Source organism: Frigidibacter oleivorans, assembly GCF_003993775.1.
GTDB lineage: Bacteria > Pseudomonadota > Alphaproteobacteria > Rhodobacterales > Rhodobacteraceae > Frigidibacter > Frigidibacter oleivorans.
In genome coordinates, this window is the sequence record NZ_RJRZ01000003.1 from 138,868 (window position 1) to 162,962 (window position 24,095).

The 24,095-nt window shown below is 72.0% G+C and carries 21 protein-coding genes; 18 read left to right on the top strand and 3 right to left on the bottom strand.

Going from position 1 to position 24,095, the window contains the following annotated elements:
• Window positions 1–125 precede the first annotated feature (125 nt).
• From EEY80_RS05935 to EEY80_RS06020, 18 genes are all read left to right on the top strand, one after another.
• Window positions 126–1,358: a polysaccharide biosynthesis/export family protein gene (locus tag EEY80_RS05935; protein ID WP_205749037.1), complete on the top strand. Its 1,233-nt coding sequence runs from the start codon at window positions 126–128 to the stop codon at window positions 1,356–1,358.
• Window positions 1,359–1,402: 44 nt separating this feature from the next.
• Window positions 1,403–2,641 (top strand): glycosyltransferase family 4 protein, encoded by a 1,239-nt coding sequence (locus tag EEY80_RS05940; RefSeq protein ID WP_126975663.1) that lies wholly within the window; start codon window positions 1,403–1,405, stop codon window positions 2,639–2,641.
• Window positions 2,634–3,527 (top strand): sulfotransferase family protein, encoded by an 894-nt coding sequence (locus tag EEY80_RS05945; protein ID WP_205749038.1) that lies wholly within the window; start codon window positions 2,634–2,636, stop codon window positions 3,525–3,527. Before EEY80_RS05940 ends, EEY80_RS05945 begins: the two co-directional genes overlap by 8 nt.
• Window positions 3,524–4,651, top strand: coding sequence for a glycosyltransferase (locus EEY80_RS05950; protein WP_126975665.1), 1,128 nt, complete (start codon window positions 3,524–3,526; stop codon window positions 4,649–4,651). Before EEY80_RS05945 ends, EEY80_RS05950 begins: the two co-directional genes overlap by 4 nt.
• The gene (locus EEY80_RS05955; RefSeq protein ID WP_126975666.1) at window positions 4,648–5,493 is read left to right on the top strand and encodes an ATP-binding protein; all 846 of its coding nucleotides are present in this window, start codon (window positions 4,648–4,650) and stop codon (window positions 5,491–5,493) included. Before EEY80_RS05950 ends, EEY80_RS05955 begins: the two co-directional genes overlap by 4 nt.
• A complete protein-coding gene (locus tag EEY80_RS05960) occupies window positions 5,483–6,883 on the top strand; it encodes a pectate lyase family protein (protein WP_126975667.1) in 1,401 nt (466 codons plus the stop codon). Before EEY80_RS05955 ends, EEY80_RS05960 begins: the two co-directional genes overlap by 11 nt.
• Window positions 6,884–7,430: 547 nt before the next feature.
• Window positions 7,431–9,722 (top strand): polysaccharide biosynthesis protein, encoded by a 2,292-nt coding sequence (locus EEY80_RS05965; RefSeq protein ID WP_126975668.1) that lies wholly within the window; start codon window positions 7,431–7,433, stop codon window positions 9,720–9,722.
• Window positions 9,719–11,002: a glycosyltransferase family 4 protein gene (locus EEY80_RS05970; RefSeq protein WP_126975669.1), complete on the top strand. Its 1,284-nt coding sequence runs from the start codon at window positions 9,719–9,721 to the stop codon at window positions 11,000–11,002. Before EEY80_RS05965 ends, EEY80_RS05970 begins: the two co-directional genes overlap by 4 nt.
• Window positions 11,002–11,421 (top strand): GtrA family protein, encoded by a 420-nt coding sequence (locus EEY80_RS05975; RefSeq protein WP_235829734.1) that lies wholly within the window; start codon window positions 11,002–11,004, stop codon window positions 11,419–11,421. The genes EEY80_RS05970 and EEY80_RS05975 overlap by 1 nt, the downstream gene beginning before the upstream one ends.
• Window positions 11,418–13,118: a hypothetical protein gene (locus tag EEY80_RS05980; protein ID WP_126975671.1), complete on the top strand. Its 1,701-nt coding sequence runs from the start codon at window positions 11,418–11,420 to the stop codon at window positions 13,116–13,118. Before EEY80_RS05975 ends, EEY80_RS05980 begins: the two co-directional genes overlap by 4 nt.
• Before the next feature lie 109 nt (window positions 13,119–13,227).
• Window positions 13,228–14,046 (top strand): glucose-1-phosphate cytidylyltransferase, encoded by an 819-nt coding sequence (gene rfbF, locus EEY80_RS05985; RefSeq protein ID WP_126975672.1) that lies wholly within the window; start codon window positions 13,228–13,230, stop codon window positions 14,044–14,046.
• Window positions 14,047–14,057: 11 nt separating this feature from the next.
• Complete coding sequence (gene rfbG / locus EEY80_RS05990; protein ID WP_126975673.1) at window positions 14,058–15,224, top strand: CDP-glucose 4,6-dehydratase; 1,167 nt, start codon at window positions 14,058–14,060, stop codon at window positions 15,222–15,224.
• Window positions 15,225–15,252: 28 nt separating this feature from the next.
• Window positions 15,253–16,458 (top strand): DegT/DnrJ/EryC1/StrS family aminotransferase, encoded by a 1,206-nt coding sequence (locus EEY80_RS05995; protein WP_126975674.1) that lies wholly within the window; start codon window positions 15,253–15,255, stop codon window positions 16,456–16,458.
• On the top strand, window positions 16,455–17,756 hold the full coding sequence (locus EEY80_RS06000) for a class I SAM-dependent methyltransferase (protein ID WP_126975675.1): 1,302 nt from the start codon (window positions 16,455–16,457) through the stop codon (window positions 17,754–17,756). The genes EEY80_RS05995 and EEY80_RS06000 overlap by 4 nt, the downstream gene beginning before the upstream one ends.
• Window positions 17,753–18,055, top strand: coding sequence for a hypothetical protein (locus EEY80_RS06005; RefSeq protein WP_126975676.1), 303 nt, complete (start codon window positions 17,753–17,755; stop codon window positions 18,053–18,055). The genes EEY80_RS06000 and EEY80_RS06005 overlap by 4 nt, the downstream gene beginning before the upstream one ends.
• Before the next feature lie 3 nt (window positions 18,056–18,058).
• Window positions 18,059–19,123 (top strand): NAD-dependent epimerase/dehydratase family protein, encoded by a 1,065-nt coding sequence (locus tag EEY80_RS06010; protein WP_126975677.1) that lies wholly within the window; start codon window positions 18,059–18,061, stop codon window positions 19,121–19,123.
• Complete coding sequence (locus EEY80_RS06015) at window positions 19,120–20,154, top strand: glycosyltransferase family 2 protein (protein WP_126975678.1); 1,035 nt, start codon at window positions 19,120–19,122, stop codon at window positions 20,152–20,154. The genes EEY80_RS06010 and EEY80_RS06015 overlap by 4 nt, the downstream gene beginning before the upstream one ends.
• Window positions 20,155–20,156: 2 nt before the next feature.
• On the top strand, window positions 20,157–21,272 hold the full coding sequence (locus EEY80_RS06020) for a glycosyltransferase (RefSeq protein ID WP_126975679.1): 1,116 nt from the start codon (window positions 20,157–20,159) through the stop codon (window positions 21,270–21,272).
• Here EEY80_RS06020 and EEY80_RS06025 read toward each other — a convergent pair.
• The 3 genes from EEY80_RS06025 to EEY80_RS06035 are packed head-to-tail and all read right to left on the bottom strand — an operon-like array spanning window position 21,236 to window position 24,092.
• Entirely contained in the window at window positions 21,236–21,895 is a 660-nt protein-coding gene (locus EEY80_RS06025) for an HAD family hydrolase (protein ID WP_126975680.1), read from the bottom strand. The two genes, EEY80_RS06020 and EEY80_RS06025, sit on opposite strands and share 37 nt — an antisense overlap.
• A gap of 5 nt (window positions 21,896–21,900) precedes the next feature.
• Window positions 21,901–22,872 carry an ATP-grasp domain-containing protein gene (locus tag EEY80_RS06030; protein WP_164738162.1) on the bottom strand — a complete coding sequence of 324 codons (972 nt, stop codon included), beginning with the start codon at window positions 22,870–22,872 and terminating at the stop codon, window positions 21,901–21,903.
• A complete protein-coding gene (locus EEY80_RS06035; protein WP_126975681.1) occupies window positions 22,869–24,092 on the bottom strand; it encodes a DegT/DnrJ/EryC1/StrS family aminotransferase in 1,224 nt (407 codons plus the stop codon). The genes EEY80_RS06030 and EEY80_RS06035 overlap by 4 nt, the downstream gene beginning before the upstream one ends.
• Between the last annotated feature and the right edge of the window lie 3 nt (window positions 24,093–24,095).

The window sequence follows — 24,095 nt, forward strand, 5'->3', positions numbered from 1 at the left end:
CGGGCAGACATCCCGTGCAAGTTCCTGAATTCTTTCCCGCTTGACTTTTTTGGAATGCGATTCGGCCGCGCTGTGTTACGCTAGGCCCATGTTTTAGATGACGACTTGTTTGAATGGGGTTCACGGTGATCTGGTTTCGCCCCTTGCTTTCCGTCCTTGCCATGGCCTGGCTGGCGGCCGGTGCCGCCGCAGCCGACCCCTATGCCTTTGCGGGCGGCGAGCGGATCGTGCTGCGCGTCGGCGAATGGAACAGCGTCGCGCGCAACTTCACCTCGTGGGAGGGGTTGAGCGGCGAATTCGGCGTGGCCCCCGACGGCACCATCCTGCTGCCGCTCGCCGGACCGGTCGCCGTGACCGGCAAGACGGCCGAGATGCTGTCCGACGAGATCGCCGATCTGCTGCAGCGCCGCATCGGCCTATCGCAGCGACCCGCGGTCTCGCTGGAAATTGCCGCCTACAAGCCGATCTATGTGGGCGGTTCGGTGTCGGACCCGGGCAGCTATCCCTTCGACTATGACATGACGGTGGAACAGGCCGTCGCCGTGGCGGGTGGGCTGTTCCGGCCGGCGGCGACGCTGGACCAGGGCGCGTCGCAGCGGCTGGTGCAGATGCGCAGCGAACTGGACCGGATGCAGGGCCGGATCCTGGAACTGGAGACGGCCGAGGCGCGGCTTCAGGCGGAACTCGCCGCCTATGAGGGCGACAACCTGTCGGGCCCCGTCACCTTTGCCGGGGCCGACACCCGCCACGGGCTGCTGCAGATGGACATCCTGCAGGCCAACCGCGCCGCGCTGCTGAAGCGCCGCGCCAGCCTCGCCGATCTCGAGGCGCTGCTGCGCGAGCAGATCACCACGATGACCACCGAGATCGGCCTGCGCGACCGGCAACTCGCCTCGGCGAAAGAGAACCTGCAAAGCGCCGAGTCGCTGGCCGAACGCGGGCTGACGGTGAATTCGCGGGTGAACGACGTGATGTTCACCGTCAACGATTTCGAGGCCAAGCGGCTGCAGCTGGAACTGGGCAAGCTGACCGCCGAACAGCAGCTGAACGGCGCGCTGCGGGATCAGGCCTCGCTGCTGGCCGATGCGCGGGCGAAGCGGCTGGAGGAACTGGCCGCGGTGCGCAGCGAACTGGGCGACACGCGGATCCGGCTGGCGGGCCAGCGCGACCTTTATGCGCAGGCCTCGCTGGCGGCGGGGGCGGTCATCGCCGACGCCCCGGCCCCGGTCGCGCGCTATGCGGTGTCGCGCGCCGCGGGCGGGCAGATCGAGACGCTGGAGCTTGGCCCGACCGACCGGCTGAAGCCGGGCGATACCTTGACCGTCGAGGTCGTGCTGAAGACGGGCGTGTCGAACTGACGCCGCGCGACCGGAAACCTTGGGCCAGCAAGGGGTGGCCACGAATGCAGCCAGTGAAGGTCCTGTTCCCGTTCGCCGGCGACACCGTGCTGGGCGGCAGCCATATCTCGGCGATGCAGCTGGCCGCCGGGCTGGACCGCGCCCGCTATCGGCCGCTGGTGCTGCTGCATTTCCGCGACGGCGTGGTGGGGGATCATGCGCGGTCGCTGGGGCTGGAGGTCGAGGTGCTGGCGGACATTCCGCTGCTGGGGGCGCGGGGGGGCGCGGGCAGCACGGCGACGGGCACGGCGACGGGCACGGCGACCGGAACGGGCCTTGCCGGCTATCTGTGGCGCAGCCTGCCGGCGCTGGTCCGGACGATCCGGGCCAGCGGCGCGGGGATCGTGCACACGCAGGACGGCCGGATGCATGCCAACTGGGCGCCGGCGACGCGGCTGGCCCGGCGCCGCCATGTCTGGCACCACCGGCAGGATCCCGGCGCCTTCGGGGTGAACCGGATCGCGCCGCTGCTGGCGGACCGCATCATCTCGGTCTCGGAATTCTCGCGCCCCTCGCACCCGCTGCGCCCGCTCGGCGACCGGCTGCAGGTGGTGCGCAGCCCCTTCGACACCGGCATCGCCCGGCCCGACCGCGCCGCCTGCCATGCCGAACTCGCGGCCGAGATCGGGGCGCCGGCGGATGCGGTACTGCTGGGGTATTTCGGGCTGCTGAACGCCCGCAAGCGCCCGGTGCATTTTGTCGAGGCGGTGGCGGCGATCCGCGACGCGCTGCCCGGCCGGGCGGTGCACGGGCTGATCTTCGGCCAGCCGGAACGCGCCGGGGACGGGCTGGACGCGGCCTGCCGGCAGCGGGCGCGGGATCTGGGGCTGGCGGACCGGCTGCACCTGATGGGCTTTCGCGCGCCCATCGACCGCGCGATGGCCGGGGTCGACGCGACGCTGGTCACGGCACTTGGCGAACCCTTCGGCCGCACGCTGATCGAGGCGATGTGCCTTGGCACGCCGGTGGTGGCGACGCGGCATGGCGGCAATCCCGAGGCGATCGAGGACGGGGTGACGGGCTTCCTGGTCGATCCGGCCGACCCCGCGGCCTTCGTGGCGCCGGTGCTGCGGCTGCTGTCGGACCCGGACGGGACCGCGCGGCTGACCGCGGCGGCGCGCGCGGCGGTGATCGGCACCTTCGGCACCGAGGCGCATGTCACGCGGATCATGGAGATCTATGACAGCCTGCGCCCGGCGGCCGGCATCGCGGGACCCGGCGGACGGGAAGGTGCCTATGCGTGATCCCGACTTCCTGATCATCGGCGCGGCGAAATGCGCCACGACCTGGCTGCAACGCTCGCTGCAGCGCAGCCCGGCCTTCGCCATGCCGGACCCGGAGCTGCACTACTTCTCGGAACAGTTCGACCGGGGGCCGGGATGGTATCGCGACCAGTTCGCGTCCCTGCCCGGGGCGGCGCGGCCGGGGGCGGTGCTGGGCGAGAAATCCAATTCCTACCTGACCCATCCCGAGGCCGCCGCCCGCATCCGCGCGGCCCTGCCCGAGGCGCGGCTGATCGTGCAGATGCGCGATCCGGTGGCGCGGGCCTATTCCGACTATTGCATGCTGCTGCGCCGGGGCAGCGTCGGGCGGGACATCGCCGCCCATCTCGACCCGCGGCTGGCGGCGGACGGGCGTTTCGTCGATCACGGGCGCTATGCCCATCACCTGCGCCGCTTCCTCGACCTCTTTCCGCGCGACCGGCTGCTGCTGCTGTTCTACGAGGACATCGCCCGCGATCCGGCGACGCAGCTGGAGCGGCTGGCACGGCATGTCCGCCACGACGGACGGCTGGAACCGCCGGTGATCGAGAAGGTCAAGGACAGCGGCGCGGCGGTGGTGCCCCTGCCCCTGCGCCGGATGCTGCGCCCGTTGCGGCCGCTGCTGGACCCGTTCCGCGACACGACGGGGATGCGCAACCTGCGCGGGCTGCTGGCGCGGCCCGTCAGCTATCCGCCCTTGACCCCCGACCTCGCGGCGCGGTTGCGCGACCACTATGCCGATGACATCGCCGCGCTGGCCGCGTTGACCGGGCGCGACCTGACGGCCTGGCTGGGGGGCGCGGCCATGCGGCCGGCGGAGGGGCCGGCGGAGGGGCCGGCTTCGGGACCGTGGCGGGCGGCGGGATGACGATGCATGTCATCACCAACTTCGCCGCCAGCGGCGGGGCGGAAACGATGCTGGCCCGGCTGCTGTCGGTGGCGGAGGGGCCGCAGACAGTGGTCTCGCTGATTGAATCGTCCGATCGCAACACCGGCCTCGCCGCCAATCCCCGGGCGCGCTTCGTCGATCTGGGGGCGCGGCATGCGGCGCAGATGCCGGGGGCGGCGCTGCGCCTCGCGCGGCTGATCCGCGAGGACGGGGCCGACACGATCATGTGCTGGATGTATCACGGCCAGATCATCGGCACGCTGGCCGCGCGGCTGTCGCGCCGGCCGGTGCGGGTGATCTGGAACGTGCGGCAGGCGCTGGACGATCCGGCCGCGCTCAGCCGCAGCACCCGCCTTGCCGTCCGGCTGGCGCGGCTGCTGTCGCCGCAGGCGGCCTGCATCGTCTACAACTCGGACCGCGCGCGGATCCAGCACCGCGCCGCGGGCTTCGCCGCCGGGCGCGACATGGTGATCCCGAACGGGGTGGTGGTGCCGCCGCCGCGGCAGGAACCGCCCCGGCCCGCGCGCCGCTTCGGCATCGCCGCCCGCTTTCACCCGCAGAAGGATTTCGACACCTTCTTCGCCGCCGCCGCGCAGGCGGCGCAGCGCCGGCCCGACCTGCATTTCGTCGCGGCGGGCCACGGGCTGGACCCGTCGAACCCCGCCATCGCCGAGATGATGCGCCGCCACGCCCTGCCCGCCGACCGGATCGAGCTGCGGGGCGAACAGCGGGACATGGACGGTTTCTATGCCGGGATCGACGCGCTGGTGCTGTCGTCGCGGACCGAGGGGTTTCCGAATGTGGTGGCCGAGGCGATGGCCTGGGGCCGGCCGGTCGTGGCGACGGCGGTGGGCGATACCGCCGCCATCATCGGCGACAGCGGCGTCGTGGTGCCGCCCCGGCGGCCCGACCTGCTGGCCGGCGGCATCTGCGACCTTGCCGCCCGCCCGGCGGCCGAGATCGCGCAACTGGGCCGCACCGCCCGCGCGCGGATCGAGGCCGACTTTTCGCTGGGGATGATCGCGGAACGGTATGACAGGCTGCTGCGTCAGGGGGGCCCCGCGCCCCTGACCGGGGCCGCCATGTGCGGAGACGGCGGATGATCGGAGCGCGGACCTATTTCGACAGCGAGGCGGACCAGCTCACGCCCCGGGCCGAAGCCGAGTTCTACGGCTGGCTGAAGATGCGCAACGCCACCTTCAAGACTACCTGCCAGAACCGGTTCCGCGAACTGGATGCCGAGATCGCGGCGCTGGTCGCGGCCGAGCGGACCGGCCCGGTCGAGGTGCTGGACGTGGCGGTATCGGCCGGCACCAGCACGCTGGAGCTGAAAGAGGCGCTGACGGCGGCGGGACTGGCGCCGCGCATCTGCGCCACCGACCTCTTCCTCGAAGGGCGGCTGTTCGATCTGGCGCCGGGGCTGACGGTGCTGACCGACCGCAGCGGCTGGCCGCTGCAATATCAGCTGGGCCGCCGCGCGATCCGGCCCTGGGTGCGGCGGCTGGACCTGCTGACGCTGACCGCGCCCCTGCGGCTGGCGGCGGCGCGGATGATCGCGCCCCGGCTGGGCCGGATGGTGGCCGAGGGCAAGGGCCGGCGGGTGACGCTGGCCTCGCGCCGGGTGGCGGACTGCCCCGACATCGAGCTGATAGAGGATGACATCCTGCAGCCGAGGGGCGCCTTCGCCGGCCGGTTCGACCTGATCCGCGCCGCCAATATCCTGAACCGCAACTATTTTCCCGAGGCACAGCTGCGGGGCGCGGTGCGGAACCTCGCAGGCTACCTGCGCGGGCCGGGCAGCCTGCTGCTGGTCACCCGCACCGACGAGGCGACGGCGCGCAACGATGCCACGCTGTTCCGCCGCACCGATGCCGGGCGGCTGGCCGAGGTGCGGGGCTTCGGCAAGGGGTCCGAGATCCGGGAGCTGGTGCTCGATGCGCTGTAGAAGGATGTGGGCGGCCGGTCTGGCGGCGCTCTGCGCCACGGGCCCCGGGCTGGCGACGGTCGCCGCGGACGAGCTGGCCTTCCCCGGGGCCATCGGCTTCGGCCGCAGCGCGACGGGCTGGCAGGGGGGCGAGGTGGTGGCCGTCACCACCCTGGCCGACGAGGGCTCGGGCAGCCTGCGCGCCTGCGCCGAAAACGGCGGCACCCCCCGGATCTGCGTCTTCGACGTCAGCGGCACGATCACGCTGGACCGGCCGATCCTGCCCGGGTCCAACCTCTACATCGCCGGGCAGACCGCGCCGGGCGCGGGCATCCAGCTGCGCAACGGCCAGTCCGGGCAGGCGCCGCTGGTGCTGGTCAACGTGCATGACATCGTGATCCGCTTCCTGAAGCTGCGCCCCGGCCCCAGCGTGGAGCCCTCGCCCGTGGTCGATGCGCTGTCGATCGAGAACGGCTCGCGGCTGTATTTCGGCAACCTGTCGCTGATGTTCGCGACGGACGAGAATTTCAGCCTGCAGGTCACCCGCTCGACCGTCGCCGACATCACGCTGGAACGCAGCATCGTGGCCTTCGGGCTGAACCACTCGACCCATCCCGAGGGCGGCCATTCCAAGGGCGCGCTGATCTGTTCCCGGGACGGGCTGGAAAACGACTGCGGGCGGATCACGCTGTGGGGCAACCTCTTCGCCCATAACCGCGACCGCAACCCGGATGTGAACGGCACCGGCATCGGGCCGGTCGAGGTGGTCAACAACATCTTCTACAACCCGATCAGCCAGTTCACCGAGCTGTACGACATCACCGGCAACCTCGACCTGATCTATGCCGGCAACCTTGCCATCGCGGGGCCGAGCACGACGCAGAATGCCGCGACCGCGATCGAGGTGTTCGATTTCTCGCCGGAGAACCGTGTCGCGCTCAGCGTGCAGGACAGCCTTGCGATGCGCCGCCCGCATTGCAGCGACACCGCGCCCCTGCCGATCCTGGCCGAGGCGGTGACGGGCGAGGTGCTGGACCCGCCGCGCGCGCCCGTCTCGGTCGCCATGCGGCCGGTGGGCGACGTGCTGGACCTCGTGCCGGGGATCGCGGGCGACCGGATCGCGGGCAGGCGCGCGCCCGACCGGCTGGACGCCCAGGTCATCGCCGACCTGCGGACCTGCCGGGGCCATGTCATCGACAGCGTCGATCAGGTCGGGGGCTGGACCGATCTTCCCCCCGTCCCCGCCCGCGCCGACCGCGACCGCGACGGGCTGGAGGACGGGTGGGAGGCCGGGCGCAGCCCGGGCGGGCCGGAGGTGGCGGACGACGTGCAGGCGGCGGATCCGCAAAGCGGCCTGCCGCTGATCGAGGCCTATCTCGCCGAGGCGGCGGGCGACCTGCCCGCAGACTGACGGCCCGGGATGAGCCGCTTCTCGCCGGCGCCGAATCACCCGCCGCCATCCCCCGGCGAGATTTCGCGAAGCAACCGGCGGGATCGCGCCCGCATCACGGAGAACTGAAGGGGCGCCCGGCCGAGACCGGAACCGAAAGAGCCTGCCATATATCCGGTTCGGCCTTCCCCGAACCACCACATGTCGTCGATAAAAGCTGCAAATTCGACACCAAAAAGCCGCATTCAACCCAGGCGCGATTCGGCTAAATGCCTGACAGGCCCGAATATCTTTGATTACCAGAGTATTAATGCTAAACTGCTTTTGTGGATGGGCTGCTGAGGCCAATTAAATCCAGGTGAAAACCAGGCGCTGGTCATTTCCAGCGCGGTTCCCGGGTCCGTCCTGAATTTGACAGGCAATAGTCTATTCGCGCCCGTTCGGGCGTGACAGCCGCGCCATGCCGTTTTCGCCAACGCGGCAATCCGAAACTGGATTTTTAGAACCCGCGCAGAACGGGGCGGTGGCTTATTTGGTGCGGCGGCGCTTGACGCGAGGGTTCCGACGAATGGCTTTTATCAATTTCCCTTTGCTGGCCGAAACCCGGACAGCCCTTCTATTCAAAACACTCGCCCCGTCTGTTTCCCGCCTGAAGCTCGAACTCTGGGCAAACCGGCGGCTGGTCGTCGCCGATGCGGCGGCCACCTCCGGCTCTGTCGTGCTGTCGGTGCTGGTGCACCGGGCCGGTGGAACCGCCGTCGCCGCCGGGCAGGACCTGATGACGCTCGCGGCCCTCGCCATGCCGGTCGGCGTGGCGGTCTATGCGCTGAGCGGCTTCTATCGCAAGCGCTCGGTCACCACCTCGGCACCCGACACGCTGCGCCTGGCCCGGGGGGCCGGGATCGCGGCGGTGCTGCTGTGGCTCTGCGCGATGCTGTTGCCCGGCCTGTCGCAACTGCCCCCCAGCGTCCATGTGATGCAGGCGCTGATGGCCATGCCCGCGATGGCGGCGCTGCGCCTGACCGCCCGTCACCGCGAGGCCGTGCGTCGCGCCCGGCGGGCGCAGGGCCGTGACGGGTCCTATCCGCGCCACGGGCCGCGGGGCGACAGCCGGGGGCCCTGGCGCGGGCCGGCCGAGGCCGGCGAGCCGCGCAGCCCGGTGCTGCTGGTCGGGACCGGCCCGAATGCCGATCTCTTCGTCCGCTCGCTGCGCAATCCGGGCGCGAAACATGCGCTGATGGGCATCATCGACGATATCAGCGGCACGCGCGGGCTCTATTTCCACGATGTCGAGATCCTCGGCTCCGTGCTCGAACCCGACCGGGTGATCGCGGGCCTGCGCGCCGCCAACACCTTGCCGCGCCGTGTCTTTCTGTCAGAACCCCTGTCGCATTTCGACAGCGCCGGCATCGGCAAGATCGTGGCCTGGGCCGAGGCGCATGGCATCCCCGTCGCGCAGCTGCCGCGGATCAGCGATACCGAACCGCTGGGCCCCGCCGCCGCCGGCCAGCCGCGCACCGTGGACCCCGAGGACATCCTCGACCGCCCGCAAAAGGCGGTGGAACGCTCGATGCTGCGGTCGCTGATCAAGGGGCGGCGGGTGCTGGTCACCGGCGCGGGCGGGTCCATCGGCAGCGAGCTGACCCGGCAGATCGCCTCGTTCGACCCGTCGGAATTCATCCTGGTCGAGAACAGCGAGCTGAATGCCTACACGATCGACATGGACCTCGCCCGCCACTTCCCCGGCGTGCGGCGGCGGATCTATGTGGCCTGCATCCGCGATGCGGCCCGGATCAACGACATCTTCACCCGCCATCAGCCGGAACTGGTGTTCAACGCCGCCGCGCTGAAACATGTGCCGATGGTCGAGGCCAACCCCTGCGAGGGCGTGCTGACCAATGTGATCGGCACCCGCAACGTCGCCGATGCCGCGCGCCGGGTGGGCGCCATCGCGATGGTGCAGATTTCCAGCGACAAGGCGGTGAACGCGACCAGCGTGATGGGCGCGACCAAGCGCGTGGCGGAATTCTACGTGCAGGCGCAGGACCGCATCACGCTGGAAACCGACGAACGCACCCGCTTCTTCTCGGTCCGGTTCGGCAATGTGCTGGGCTCCTCGGGCTCGCTGATCCCGCTGTTCCAGACCCAGATCCGGCATGGCGGGCCGCTGACCGTCACCGACCCGCGGATGACCCGCTATTTCATGACCATCCGCGAGGCGGTGCAACTGTCGCTGGTGGCGGCGGCCAAGGGGCTGGCCAACCGCGCCGGGCATGGCGAGATCTTCGTCTTCGACATGGGCGAGCCGGTGAAAATCATCGACCTAGCGCGGCGGATGATCGCCCTGGCCGGGCTGGAACCGGACCGCGACATCGAGATCAAGGTGATCGGCATCCGTCCCGGCGAGAAACTGTTCGAGGAACTGTTCGACCGCGCCGAGGAACGCAAGGACAGCGGCATTCCCGGCGTGCAGTCGGCGGTGCCGGCCGGCGTGCCGATGCCCCGGCTGCGGGCCGCGATCTGGCGGATCGAGGCGGCGGCGCGGAGCGGCGACGAGGCGGCGGTGAAGGCGGCGCTGCGCGATCTGGTGCCGGGCTACCTGGCCGACCGCGCAGGGACCGGAACGGCCAGCGAGAATGCCAAGGAAACCGGCCGCGCCCGGCTGGACCGCACCCTGCGCGAGGGCGGCGCCCGGACGGGGGCGGACCGTGCCGTCCCCGCGCTGGCCGGGGCGGATGCGGACATGGAGGCGAACCTGCCGGCGATGCAGGTCGCGGCACAGATGGCCGGACGCAAGGCCGCGCCGGCCGCAAGCAAGGTGCTGGCGGAGGCGGGCCGCGGGGGCGTGAGGCCGTCATGACCAGCCTCGCCCCTTCCGGCCCGGCGCTGGCGCGGCTGCCGGCGCGCGCCCCCGGCGACACCGCGTGCGCCGCGGGCGGCACCGGCCCCCGCAAGGTCATGGTGATCGGCAGCCTCGCTTGGTCGCTGGTCAATTTCCGGCTGGACCTGATGCGGCGGATGGTGGCGCAGGGACACCGGGTGCTGGCGGTGGCGCCCGACATCGACCCCGCCACCCGCGACCGGCTGGCGGCCGAGGGCATCGCCTGCGCGGCGGTCCCGATGGACCGCACGGGGATGAACCCGCTGCGCGACCTCGCCACGCTCGACGCGCTGACCCGGCTGATGCGGGCCGAACGGCCGGACCTGGTGCTGTCCTACACGATGAAGCCCATCCTCTATGGCAGCCTCGCCGCGCGGCGGGCGGGGGTGCCGGGCGTCCATGCCCTGTTCACCGGGCTCGGCTATGCCTTCACCGATGAGGCGCCCGAGGAGGCCCCCGCGCCCCTCGCCGCCCGGCTGAAGCGGCGGGCGGTGCGGACGGTGGTGGTGGGGCTGCACCGGGTGGCGCTGACCGGCGTCACCTCGGCCTTCTGCTACAACGACCAGGAACGGCGCGACATCCGGCGGCACCGGCTGATCCCGGCGCGGGTGCCCCTGCATGACGTCCCCGGCTCGGGGGTGGACACCGCCCGCTTCGCCGCGAGCCCCCCGCCCGAGGGCGCGGTGCGGTTCCTCTTCGTCGGCAGGCTGCTGCGCAGCAAGGGGCTGGAGGTGCTGGCCCGCGCCACCGCCGAGCTGCGCGCCCGCGGCCATGCGGTGACGGTGGACCTGCTGGGACCCGAGGATACCAACCCCGACGCGATCGACCCTGCGACGCTGGCCCGCTGGCAGGCGGAGGGCCTGTTCCGCCATCTGGGCCAGACCCGCGACGTGGCGCCCTACTTCCGCGCCTGCAGCGTCTTCGTGCTGCCGAGCCTGCTGCGCGAGGGCGTGCCGCGCACGATCCTCGAGGCGATGGCCTCGGGTCGCGCCGTCATCACCAGCGACGCCCCCGGCTGCGGCGAGACGATCCGCGACGGCGTGCAGGGCCATGTGGTGCCGCGCGGCGATGCCCGGGCGCTGGCCGCGGCGATGGAACGGTACCTGACCGATCCCGACCTCGCCCGCCGGATGGGCGCCGCCGCCCGGGCGCTGGCCTGCGCCCGGCATGACGTGCATGCGGTGAACCGGCTGCTGCTGACGCATATGGGGCTCGAATCCGCCACGCCCCCCGCAGACAGGGAGGCATCGGCCGCGTGATGACGACGCCCCGCGCCCCCCACCTGCCCCCCCGCCTGCGCCGGCCGCTGGCCTTCCTCGCCGTGGGTCTGCTGAACACCGCCGTGGGCTATGCGATCTTCGCCGCCGCGCTGGCCGCGGGCGCCCCTCCGCGCCGGGCTGTGGCGGTGCAGTTCCTGCTGGGGGTGCTGTGGAACTTCGCCACCCATCGCAGCCTCGTCTTCGGCACCGGCGGCCTGGCGCGCCTGCCGCTCTATGCCGCGGGCTACCTGCTGATCTACGGCGTGAACATCGCCGCGCTCGAGGCGCTGATGCGCGCGGGCTTCGGCCCGCTCGCCGCGCAGGCGCTGGCGATGCCGGGGATCGTGGTGCTGTCCTATGTCATCGTGGCCCGGGCGCTCGGCGCCGCGCCGCCCCAAAGGGAAAGGGCCGCGACATGAGTCTCGCCGATCCCTTCGCACCGGCGCGCCGCGCCCTGCCGCGGCCATGGTTGCTGCGCCTTGCCGCCATCGCGGGCGGGCTGGTGCTGGTGGCGCTGATCCTCGGCCGCATCCTCGATTTCGGCATCCGGCGGGACGAGATGATGTTCGTGGCGCCCGCCGCGCTGGCGGGCGAGATGCCGCTCTATTCCGGACTGTTCTTCAACCATGTGCCGCTGTCGCCCTGGGCCTTTGCCGCCGCGCATTGGCTGGCCCCGGGGCTGGGGCTGCTGATGGTGGCGCGGCTGACGGTCTTTGCCGCATGGCTGCTGCTGCTGGCGGCGACGGGGCTGCTGGTGCAGCGGATCTCGCGTTCCCTGCCGCTCGCGCTGCTGGCGGCGGTGGCGCTGGCGACCAGCGACACGCTGCTGGACCAGGCGGGCATGGCCGCCACCAACAACCTGCTGCCGCTGCCCTTCGCGATGATCGGCCTCGGGCTGGTGCTGGTCGCGCTGCTGGAGGACCCCCGCCCCGGCGTCCTGCCCGCGACGGGCTTCGCCGCCGGCCTCGCGCTGGCGCTGGCCGTGGGGCTGAAGGTCAGCGCCGTGGCCTTCCTGCCGCCGGTGCTGCTGGCCGCGCTGCTGCTGCCGCGCCGCCGGACGTTCGGCGACCGGTTGCGGGGGCTGGCGCTGCCGGGTCTGCTGGGCGGCCTCGTCGGGGCGGCGCCGATCCTGTGGTATCTGGCGACGGCGCCGGACCTGTTCCTCGCCCATGTGCTGGGCTTTCACACCGGCCCGCATGTCGCCTACTGGCAGGCCAATGCGGCCAGCGAGCCGGGGCTGGCCATGGACCCGCGCGGCAAGCTGATCCTGGCCTATGGCGCCTGGCTGGGCGGCAGCACGCTGCTGCTGGCCGGGGTGGCGCTGGCGGCGCTGTGGGCGGGCGCGTCCCCGGCCTCGACCTCGACCTCGGCCTCGACCTTGGCCCCGGCCGATGCCGCCGGAAGCAACCTTCTCCGCCCCCGCCCCGCCCTCCGCCGGCCGCAGGGCGCCGATGGCTGGGCCGATGCGCTGGCGCTGGCGCTTGGCGCGCTGGCGGTGACGGCGGCGATGGCCTTCCTGCCGACGCCCGGCTTCCCGCAATATTACGTGCAGCCGCTGGTCTGCCTGCCGCTGGTCGCCGCCGTGGCGATGCGCCGGCTGACGGCGGCGCAGGCCCGGGCGCTGACGCCCGCCATCGCTGCGGCGCTGGTGCTGATGGTGCTGGTGGCGCTGCCGCGCCTGTCCGCCGGGGCCGCGGGCCTTGCCGCCCCCGGCCGGACCGAGGCCGCGCGCTTTGCCGAGGGCGGGCGGCGGCTGGCCGAGGCGCTGGACGCGGCCGGCGCGCCCGCGGGCCGCATCGCCACGCTGATGCCGCTCTACCCGCTGGAGGCGGGGCTGCCGGTCTATCCCGAATTCGCCACCGGCCCCTTCGCCTTCCGCATCGCGGGCCACACCGCCCCCGATCTGGCGGCGCGCTATGTGATGACCGGCCCCGATGGCCTCGCCGCGCTGTTCGCGGCCGATCCGCCGGCGGCGGTCCTGCTGGGATACGAGCCGGAACTGGAGGCGCCCCTGGCCGACTGGGCGCGGGCGGCGGGCTATCGGCCCGTGCCGGTGGAGGGGCTGACGAACCGCTATGGCGCGGGGGTGCTCATGGTGCGGGGTCCTGCCGGCTGAGAGGGGACCGGAACGACGGGCCGGACAGACGCCAACGAGACGACGCGAACGAGACGGAACGGATACCAGGCCGCAAAGGCCGCAGAGGAACGTGAAGGAGGACGCGGAAATGCAGACTGTACTTCTTGCCGGCGGGCTCGGGTCGCGGCTTGCCGAGGAAACGGTGACGATCCCGAAACCGATGGTCGAGGTCGGCGGCCGTCCGATCATTGCCCGGGTGATGGACATCTACAGCCATTTCGGGCACCGCGACTTTATCGTGTCGGCGGGCTACAAGGCGCTGATGCTGAAGCAGTTCTTCGCGAACTACCACCTGATCGCCAACAACATCAACGTGTCGGTCGACACCGGCAAGGTGAAGCTGTTCCCCTCGAGCCCCGGCGGCTGGAACGTTTCGGTCGTCGATACCGGCACCCATACCATGACCAGCGGCCGTATCCGCCGCCTGAAGGACTGGCTGAAGAACGAGACCTTCATGGTCACCTATTCCGACGGGCTGGGGAACATCGACATCGACGCGCTGCTGGCCTTCCACCGCTCGCACGGGCGGCTGGCGACGGTGACGGCGGTGCAGCCGCCGGCGCGCTTCGGGGCGATCAACCTCGTCGGCAACCGGGTGGGGTCGTTCAGCGAGAAGATCAAGCCTGCCGACAGCTGGATCAACGGCGGCTTCTTCGTCTTCGAGCCGGGGGTGATGGATTATTTCATCGACGATGCCGAACCGCTGGAACAGTCGCCGCTGATCAACATGACCCGCGACGGCGAGCTGATGGCCTATCGGCACAGCGGCTTCTGGCATCCGATGGACACGGTGCGCGACCGCAACTCGCTGAATTCGATGTGCGACGAGGGCACGCCGCCCTGGCTGCGCTTTGCCGAGGACGGGGCGGAAACCGAGGCGGCCCCCCTGCCCGCCATCGCGATCTGAGGGCGGCGCCGATGCATCCCCTGCCCGAAACGGAGTTCGGCGGCGCCTTCGCCGGCCGGCGCGTGCTGCTGACCGGCCATACCGGCTTCAAGGGCGGCTGGCTGGCGCTGTGGCTGGCGCGGATGGGGGCGCGGGTCACGGGGCTCGCGCTGCCGCCCGAACCCGGGCCGTCGCTGTTCGAGGCGGCGGGGGTCGGCGCCCATGTGGACAGCCGCATCGCCGACATCCGCGACCCGGCGGCGCTGGCCGCGGCGCTGGCGGGGGTGGATGCCGAGCTGGTGGTGCATATGGCGGCGCAGCCGCTGGTGCGGCTGTCCTATGCGCAGCCGGTGGAGACCTTCGCCACCAATGTCATGGGCACGGCGCATGTGCTGGACCTGGCGCGGCGGATGCCGTCGCTGCGGGCGGTCGTCGTGGTGACCAGCGACAAATGCTATGACAACCGCGAATGGGTCTGGGGCTATCGCGAAACCGATCCGCTCGGCGGGGCCGATCCCTACAGCGCCTCGAAGGGCTGCACGGAAATCCTCGCCCATTCCTGGCGCCGGTCCTTCTTCGCCGATCCGGCGGGGCCGCAGCTGGCCACGGTGCGGGCGGGCAATGTCTTCGGCGGCGGGGACTGGGCGGCGGACCGGCTGGTGCCCGACATCATGCGCGCCGCCGCCGCCGGCCGGGCGATCGAGATCCGCAACCCGGCCAGCGTGCGCCCCTGGCAGCATGTGCTGGAACCGCTGGCGGGGTATCTGACGCTGGCCGCCCGCCTGCTCGGCCCCGGTGCGGCGGCCCATGCGGGGGCCTGGAATTTCGGACCCGACCCGTCCTCGACGGTGACGGTCGAGGTGTTGGCGCAGTCGATCTGCGCCGCCTGGGGCTGCGGAGGGCCGCGCATCGACTACCATGCGCCTCCGCAGCCCGACGAACACGCGCCGCGCGCGCCCCTGCTGCACGAGGCGGGGCTGCTGCGGCTCGACAGCAGCAAGGCGCGCGCGGGGCTCGGCTGGATGCCGCGCCTGACGCTGGAACAGGCGGTGGGCCTGACGGTCGAGTGGTACCGCGCCCATGCAGAGGGTGCGGGGACGGCCGCGGCGATGGAGGCCGCGACCCTGCGCCAGATCGACAGCTACAGCCAGATGATGTGCCGGCAGCCGCCGGCGACGACGGCCATCGCGGCGCAATGACGGCGGCCGCACAGGGAAGGACAGGGTCATGAGGGTGAACTACGGCCAGACGGTGCATGGCGAGGCCGAGATCGCGGCGGTGGTCGAGGTGCTGCGGACCTCGACCCAGATGGGCCGCCATGTGCGCGAGATGGAGCGGCGGGTGGCCGCGCTCTTCGCCAAGCCGCACGGGATCATGGTCAATTCCGGCTCGTCCGCGAATTACCTCGCGGTGGAACTCCTCGACCTGCCCGAGGGCAGCGAGGTCATCACCCCGGCCCTGACCTTCGCCACCACCGTGGCGCCCCTGGTCCGCCGCCGGCTGGTCCCAGCCTTCGTCGATGCCGCGCCCGGCACCTACAACATCGACGCCACCCAGATCGAGGCGATGATCGGCCCGAAGACCCGCGCGATCATGGTGCCCTCGCTGATCGGCAACCTGCCCGACTGGGCGCTGATCCGCGAGATCGCCGACCGCCACGGGCTGACGGTGATCGAGGACAGCGCCGACACGCTGGGCGCGACCGTCGGCGGCACCAGCACCGGGCGCTTCTCCGACATCTCGACCACCAGCTTCTACGGCTCGCATGTCATCAACGGCGCGGGCAATGGCGGGATGCTCTGCGTCCGCGACCCGGAACTGGCGCGCCGGGCGATCCTGCTGCGGTCCTGGGGGCGGACCTCGTCGCTGTTCGTGGAAAGCGAGACGATCGAGAACCGCTTCAACGTCGAGTTGGACGGCATCCCCTACGATTCCAAGTTCGTGTTCGAGGCGCTCGGCTTCAACCTCGAACCGTCCGAGATCAGCGCCGCCTTCGGTCTGGTGCAGCTCGACAAGCTGGACCACAACATCCGCGAGCGGGAACGTAACTTCGCCCGGCATCTGGAATTCTTCCGCCGCTACGAGGACTGGTTCATCCTGCCCCGCCAGTTCGAGGGCGCGCGCACCGGCTGGCTGGCCTTCGCGCTGACGCTGAAGCCCGGCGCGCCCTTCACCCGGCGCGACCTGCAGATCCGGCTGGAAAAGGCCGATATCCAGACCCGCCCGGTCTTTACCGGCAATATCCTGCGCCAGCCCGCGATGAAGGGCGTCGCCTGCCGGACCAGCGCGCAGGGCTATCCGGTCGCCGATGCGGTGATGCGCGGCGGCATCCTGCTGGCCTGCCATCACGGCCTGACCGAGGCGCAGATGGACTACATGCACGACACCTTCGACACCTTCGCCTCAACCCTTCAGCACGCGGTGGCATCATGAGCGACCCTTCCCCGGCAGCCGATACCCTCAGCCATTGCCGCTGCTGCGGCTCGGACCGGCTGACCCTGTTCCTGCCCATGGGCGCGCATCCGCCCGCGAACATGTTCGTCCGGCCCGAGGACCGCGACCGTCCGCAACCGGCCTTCCTGCTGAACGCGCAGGCCTGCCTCGACTGCGGGCTGATCCAGGTGGCGGACCAGATCCCCGCGGGCTTCTTCGAGGATTACCTCTATGTCCCCTCGGGCGCGGTGACGATGCACACGCATTTCGCCGGGCTCGCCCGGGTGCTGGAGGATCATGCCCGCGGCGGGCTGATCGTCGATATCGGCTGCAATGACGGGCTGATGCTGGGACAGGCGGCGCGGAACGGGTCGCGCGTGCTGGGGATCGACCCGGCGGCGAACCTGTCGGGTCTGGCGCAGGCGCAGGGGGTGGAGGTGCATGTCGCCTATTTCACCCCCGCCACCGCCCGCAGCGTGCGCGAGGCCCATGGCCCGGCGGCGGTGATTTCCACGACCAACACCTTCAACCATATCGGCGACCTGCACGCCTTCATGACCGGGATCGACATCCTGCTGGACGAACAGGGCGTCTTCGTCATCGAGGTGCCCTGGGCGAAAGAGATCCTCGCCACCGACGAGTTCGACAACATCTATCACGAGCACATGTCGGAACTGAGCCTGCTGTCCATCGTCCGGCTGGGCGAGGCGACCGGCTTCGCGGTGGTGGACGTGACCAAGATCCCGGTGCATGGCGGGTCGATGCGGGTCTTCCTGCGCCGCGAACGACTGGGCGACACCCCGGCCCCGATCGTGGCCGAGATGATCGAGGAGGAACGCGCCGCCGGCCTGACCGATGCCGAGGCCTATCGCGCCTTCGCCGAACGGGTGGAGCGCATCCGCCAGAGGCTGCGGGCGCGGCTGGCGCTGATGAAGGCGCAGGGCATGACCATCGCGGGCTATGGCGCGCCGGCCAAGGGGAACACGCTGCTGAACTATTTCGGCATCGGGCCGGACATGCTCGACTATCTGGTGGACCGCAACCCGCTGAAGCAGGGGCTGCTGAGCCCGGGCCAGCTGATCCCGGTGCTGCCGCCCTCGGCGCTGGAGGAGCGGCGGCCCGACTGCCTGCTGGTGCTGGCCTGGAACTTCTTCGACGAGATCCGCGAACAGCTGGCGGGCTACGAGGCGGCGGGGGGCATGTTCCTGCTGCCGCTGAAGCCCGAGGTCACCATCGGCGGGCCGGCCCCGGTCTCCAACGGGCCGGGGGCGCCCCAGTCCAGCGCGGCGGCGCGATGACCGGCGGGACGATGACCGCCTCGCTGACGGGCGCCGGGTTCAACCCCGGCGTCCACGGCCTGCGCGGCATCGCGGCGCTGGCCGTGGCGGTCGAACCCGACAGCCTGACCGCGCGGCTGCTGTCGGCCCGCCCGGCGCAATTTCTCGGCACGATCAGCTGCAGCCTCTATCTGGTGCATCCCTATTTCTACCTGCCGGCGCGGCTCGCCTTCGAGCGCTGGCCGCAGCGGCAGGTCTTCGGCGGGCGGCGGGCGCGCGGGACACGGGACGCGGCGGACCTTGCCGGCAGCGGGGCCTGACCGATGGCGCGGGTGCTGATCACCGGGGGGACGGGCTTCATCGGGTCGCATCTGGCCCGCGCCTGCGTGGCGCGGGGGGATGCGGTCACGGTGCTGGCCCGCCCGGGATCGGACCCCTGGCGGCTGGCCGACATCCGACCCCGGCTGCGGCTGGTCGAGGCCGCGCCCGACGATGCCGCGGCGATCGCCGCCTGCCTGACGAGCGCCCGGCCCGAGGCGATCTTCCACCTGGGCGCCACCAGCCGCTTTCCCGCCGCCGGGCCGGATGCGCTGCGCGAGGCCTGCCGGGTAAACCTGCTGCCGCTGCTGGCGCTGGCCGGGGCGGCGGCGCGGCTGTCGAGCCCCCCTGCGATCCTCGTCCGCGCCGGGACCATCGCCGAATACGGCCGCGCCCCGCAGCCCTTTGCCGAGGACGGGCGCGAGGCGCCGGTCACGGCGCATGGCTGGTCGGCGCTGGCCGGCACCCAGGCCTTGGCCGCGATGTCGGCGGATCTGCCCTTCGCCACGGTCACCGCCCGGCTGGGGCTGACCTATGGCGCCACCCAATCCGGCGACTTCCTGATCCCGATGCTGGTCCGGGCCTGCCTGCGCTGCGAGATGTCGCGCATCCGCACCCCCGGCCAGCGCCGCGACCTTTTGAATGTCGACGATGCGGTCGCGGGGCTGCTGCGGATCGCGGACCTTCCGGGCACCGCGCCGCCGGTGGTCAACCTCTGTTCCGGCAACGCCCCGACGATGGCCGAGGTCGGGGCGGCGGTGCTGCGCGCGACGAACGCGCCCGCGGGCCTGATCGCCTGCGATCCGCCGACGGGGCCGGACGAACCCCGGCTCGACCTGCGGTCGGACCCGTCGCTGGCGGCGCGCACGCTGGGATGGCGCGCGCAGATCGGCCTCGAGGCGGGGCTGGCACAGATGGTGGCGGAGGAACGCGCGCCGGAATGGTCGCGGGACCGGCCACAGGACCGGCCGCACGAACGGCCACAGCACCGGTCGCAGGCGGATCGCCGCAGCCGCGACGAGGATCTGCAGGGAACCCGCGGCGAGCCCGGAAAGGCGGTGGCGACATGACGCTGGTTTCGATCCTGATCCCGGCCCTGAACGAGGAAGACAATGTCCGCACCGCCTATGAGCGGGTAAAGGCGGTCTTCGCCGGGTTGCCGGGGCACGAGTTCGAGCTGATCTTCACCGACAACCACTCGACCGACCGCACCTTCGACATCCTGACCGGCATCGCCCGGCAGGACCCCCGGGTGAAGGTCATCCGCTTTTCCCGCAACGTGGGCTACCAGCGGTCGGTCTTGACCGCCTATCGCGCCGCCGCGGGGGATTGCGCCATCCAGCTCGACTGCGACATGCAGGACCCGCCGGAACTGATCCCCGGCATGCTGGACCTGTGGCGGCAGGGGCATCAGGTCGTCTACGGCATCCGCCGCAGCCTGCCCGACGGACCGGCGGTCGCGGCGGCGCGCCGGCTGTTCTATGCGCTGATCGACTGGATGAGCGAGGACGACCTGCCCCGCAACGCGGGCGAGTTCCGCCTGACCGACCGGGTGATCCTGAACGAGCTGCGCCGGATCGAGGACCGCTCGCCCTATGTGCGCGGGCTGATCAGCGGCATGGGATTTTCGCAGACGGGCTTCGAATACGACCGGCGGGCGCGGGTGGCGGGCACATCCAAGTTCCCGTTCCGGGCGATGCTGTCGCTGGCCATCGACGGGATGATCAACCATTCGCTGCTGCCCCTGCGCATCGCGTCCTGGATCAGCCTGACGCTGGGGCTGCTGACCTTCCTGCTGATGATCGGCTATGTGCTGGGGCGGCTGATCCTCGGCCAGGACTGGCCCGCCGGTTTCGCCACGACCACGGTGCTGCTGCTGATGTCGATCACGCTCAACGCGATGTTCATGGGCATCCTCGGCGAATATGTGGGCCGGATCTTCCTGCAGTCGAAGGACCTGCACCGCCCGATCGTCGAGGCCGCGGTGAACGTCCCGGCACCGGCGGGCGCAGTCCCGCATCCGGCCGCGCCCGCGCCGACCTTCGCCGCCCCTATCCCCGAGCCGGTGACCAGTCCCGTCGCCGTGCAGGCGGCCGAGTAGCCATGCGGCTGGTGATCCTGCAGGTGGGGTTCGGGGCCGGCGGCGCCGAGAAGGTGGTGGCAATGCTGGCCGCGCACCGGGCCGCGGCGGGGGACGAGGTGCATGTCGCGGCGCTCGGCGCGGCGACGCCGGACAGCTATTTCCCCTATCCGCCCGGGGTGCGGCGCCACGCGCTGGCGGCGGCGGGACCGGTGGCGCGGCTGGCCGCGATCCGCCGGCTGCTGCGCGACCTGCGCCCCGACCTCGCCATCGCCTTCCTGACCAAGGTGAACGCCCTGACGCTGACGGCGGGGATCGGGCTGCCGGTGCCGGTGATCGTGTCGGAACGCAACAACCCCGCCCGGCAGGCGGCGCATCCGCTGTGGCGGCCGGCGCAGGCCTTGCTGATGCGGCGGGCGGCGGCGGCGGTGATGCAGACCGACCGCGCCCGGCAGGACCTGCCCCGGTCGGTGCGGGCGCGGGCCCATGTCATCGCCAATCCCTGCGAGCCGCTGCCGGGCCTCGCCCCCGCCGGGGCCGAGACCGGGGCGGCGGGGCCGGTGCGTCTGGTGGCGGTCGGGCGGCTGGACCGGCAGAAGGGGTTCGACCTGCTGATCGCGGCCTTCGCCCGGATGCATGCGGACCGGCCTGCCCGGCTGACCATCTTCGGCGAAGGGCCGGAGCGGGCACAGCTGACCGCCCTCGCCCACCGTCTGGGCGTCGCCGAGAAGGTGGAAATGCCGGGGGCGACCGACCGGCCCGGCGGCTGGATCGGCGCGGCGGACCTGCTGGTGGTGCCCTCGCGCTTCGAGGGGTTTCCGAACGTCATCGCCGAGGCGGTGGTCACCGGGCTGCCGGTGGTGGCCTTCGACTGCGACTATGGCCCGCGCGAACTGATCCGGCCGGGCGAGAACGGGCTGCTGGTCCCGCCCGAGGATGTGTCGGCACTGGCCGCGGCAATGACCCGGCTTGCGGGCGATCCGGCGCTGCGGCGGCGGATGGCGGCGGCGGCAGGCCCGTCGCGCGCCGCGCTGGACCCGGCGCGGATCCTGTCGGACTGGGACCGGCTGATCGCCTCGGTCCCCCGCCCCGCGCGGGCGGATCAGGCCGGCGCCCCGGCCAGCGCGCTGTCCAGCTGATCGAGATCCGCCAGCCGCAGATGCGCGGCATGGGCGGCATCGGGCGGCGCGGGATCGTGAACGCCGCCCGGCCGCGTCACCTGCACCGTCAGCCAGCCCCGCGCCTTCGGCGTGACGAAATCCTTGGCGGGGTTGTCGGCGACATAGACCATCCGCCCCGCCCCGCCCGCCTGTTCCATCAGCGCGAAGGCGGCGGGATGCGGCTTGCCCCGGCCCGGACCCAGCCAGTCCGTCACGCAGCGATGCGCGATGCGCGGGACGATCCCGAGCGCCGCGATCTTGTTCGCCTGCATCTGCCCCGGCCCGTCGGTGATCAGCCCGAAGGGGCCGGGATGGCTGTCCAGCCAGCGCGCCGCATCGGGGCAGAGCGCGATCCGCGGCGGATGGGCACGATAGGCGGCGACCAGTTCCGGCACCAGCGCCGCGCCCTCGGCCCAGCCGAGACGCGCACAGGCGAGGTCGAAGATCCGCCGCCGCTCGCCCGCCTCGAACAGCGCCCGGCAGGCCGGCCCGAAGCCTGCCACGCCATGCAGCGCCTGCACCCGTTCGCCCAGATGGTCATAGCCGCTGAAGGCGAAGTCGCGTTCCAGATAGAGCGTGTCGTCGAGGTCGAAGACGATCATCGCCGTCAGCCCCGGAACACCGCCGCGTCATAGCGCAGCATCTCGACCCCGTCGCGCCAGGCGTCATGGGCGGTGCAGGGACGGCCCGTCGCCTCTTCCAGCAGCCATTGCGCGAAGGTCGCGCCCGCATGGTCGGCCAGGGGATAGCCGCCGCCGAAGCGGGCGTTGATCTCGATCACCCGGGGTCCCTGCGCGGCATCCTCGATCACCTGGAAACAGGCGGCGCCGCGCAGGCCGGGCAGCGCCGCCGCCACCCCTTCGGCAATCGCGCGCAGCACCGGCAGGCGTTCGGTCCGGCCCTTTTCCACCTCGCCCGCCCGGATCTGCAGGCGGCGATGCGGGATCACGCAGCGCAGGGTGCCGCCGGCATCGACGAAAAGGTTGACGGTGAATTCCGGCCCCGACAGCCGCGGCTGGCAGATCATCGGCTCGTCGAAGGCCGGGGGCAGGTCTTCGGGCCGGTCGATCACCGCAAGGCCGCGGCTGGCGCTGCCGCCGCGCGGCTTCACGAAGACGGGCCAGGGCAGCGCGGCGGGATCGTCGCGCAGCGCCTCGGGCGGCAGGGTCGGCGGCACCGGCACCCCGGACGCGCCCAGAACCTCGGCGGTGCGCTGCTTGTCGCGGGCGATGTCGATCACGCCGGGGGCCGAAACATGGAGGCGGCAGCCGAGGTCTGCGAAGGCCGGATGCGCGGCGGCGAGCGGCGCCAGTTCCGGGTCGATGGTCGGCACCACCAGCGCGATCCCGTGGCGGCGCACGAGGTCCAGCACCGCATCGGCATAGCCGGGGTCGGTGGCGCGGGGCACCGGCGCGGCGCGGTCGGCCATCGCGCAGGCGGCGCTGAGGCCGGGCGTCAGGTCGCAGGCCAGAACCTCCAGCCTCTGGCCCAGACGGTCGGCGGCGGCGCGGAAACAGTTCAGCAGCTCCACCCGCCGCCCGGCCGAGGTCAGCAGGACACGGAGCAGGCCGGTCGTCATCCGGCCACCGCCACGGTCCGCGATCCGCCCCCGCCGGTCGCGTCGCCGCCCACACCGCCACCCGCGGCCCGGTCGCAGATCGCGCGCACCGTCGCCGCCAGCGCCGCGATCCGGTCCGCGTCCCAGGTGGGATCGACGAGGAAGGCAAGGCTCGTCTCGCCCAGTTCCCGCGCCACCGGCAGCGGCGCGCCGGGACCGATCCCGCGCGCGGCGAAGGTGCGTTCGCGGTAGATCTCGGAACAGCTGCCGACGAAGGCGGGCTGGCCCGCCGCCGCGATCTCGGCCAGGATGCGGTCGCGGCTCCAGCCCGGGGCCAGCGCCTCGGGCCGCACGAAGGCGTAGAAGCGGTAGAAGGCATGGGCGATCCCCGGCCCCGGCATCGGCACCCGCAGCGCCGGGCAGCCGGCGAAGGCCTCGGCCAGGATCGCGGCATTTGCGGCGCGCGCGGCCCGCCAGCCCGCCAGTCGCGCCAGCTGCACCCGCCCGAGGGCCGCCTGCAGGCAGGTCATCCGCAGGTTGGTGCCCGGCCCCTCGGCATGCAGCCAGCGAAAGCCGGGCGGCGCATCGCTGGCATGGACCAGGTCGTGGCTCTTGCCATGGTCCTTGAAGCTCCAGGCCCGGGACCAGAGGTCGCGGTCGCTGGTGACCAGCATCCCGCCCTCGCCCCCGGTCGAGATGATCTTGTCCTGGCAGAAGGAAAACGAGGCCATGGTGCCGAAGGTGCCCACCGGCCGGTCGCCGATCGTCGCGCCATGCGCCTGCGCGCAATCCTCCAGCACCCACAGCCCGTGTTCCGCCGCCAGCGCCATGATCGCCGGCATGTCGCAGGGCCAGCCGGCGAGGTGCACGGGGATGATGCCCCGCGTCCGGGGCCCGATCAGCGGGGCGATGGTGGCGGCGGTGATGTTCTGGCTGTCGGGGTCGATATCGGCGAAGACCGGCACGCCCCCCGCCAGCAGCACGCAGCTGGCCGAGGCGACGAAGCTGCGCGGCGTCACGATCACCTCGTCGCCGGGCTGCAGGCCCAGCACCCGCAAGGCAGTGTCCATCGTGACCGAGCCGTTGGCCATGGCGATGGCGTGCTCGATGCCCAGATGGGCGCGGTAGTCGTCCTCGAAGGCCGCGACATCCGGCCCCGTCCAGGCATTCACCCGGCCCGAGCGCAGCACCCGCGCCGCCGCCTCGATCTGTTCGTCGTCATAGACCGGCCAGCCCTGCATGGC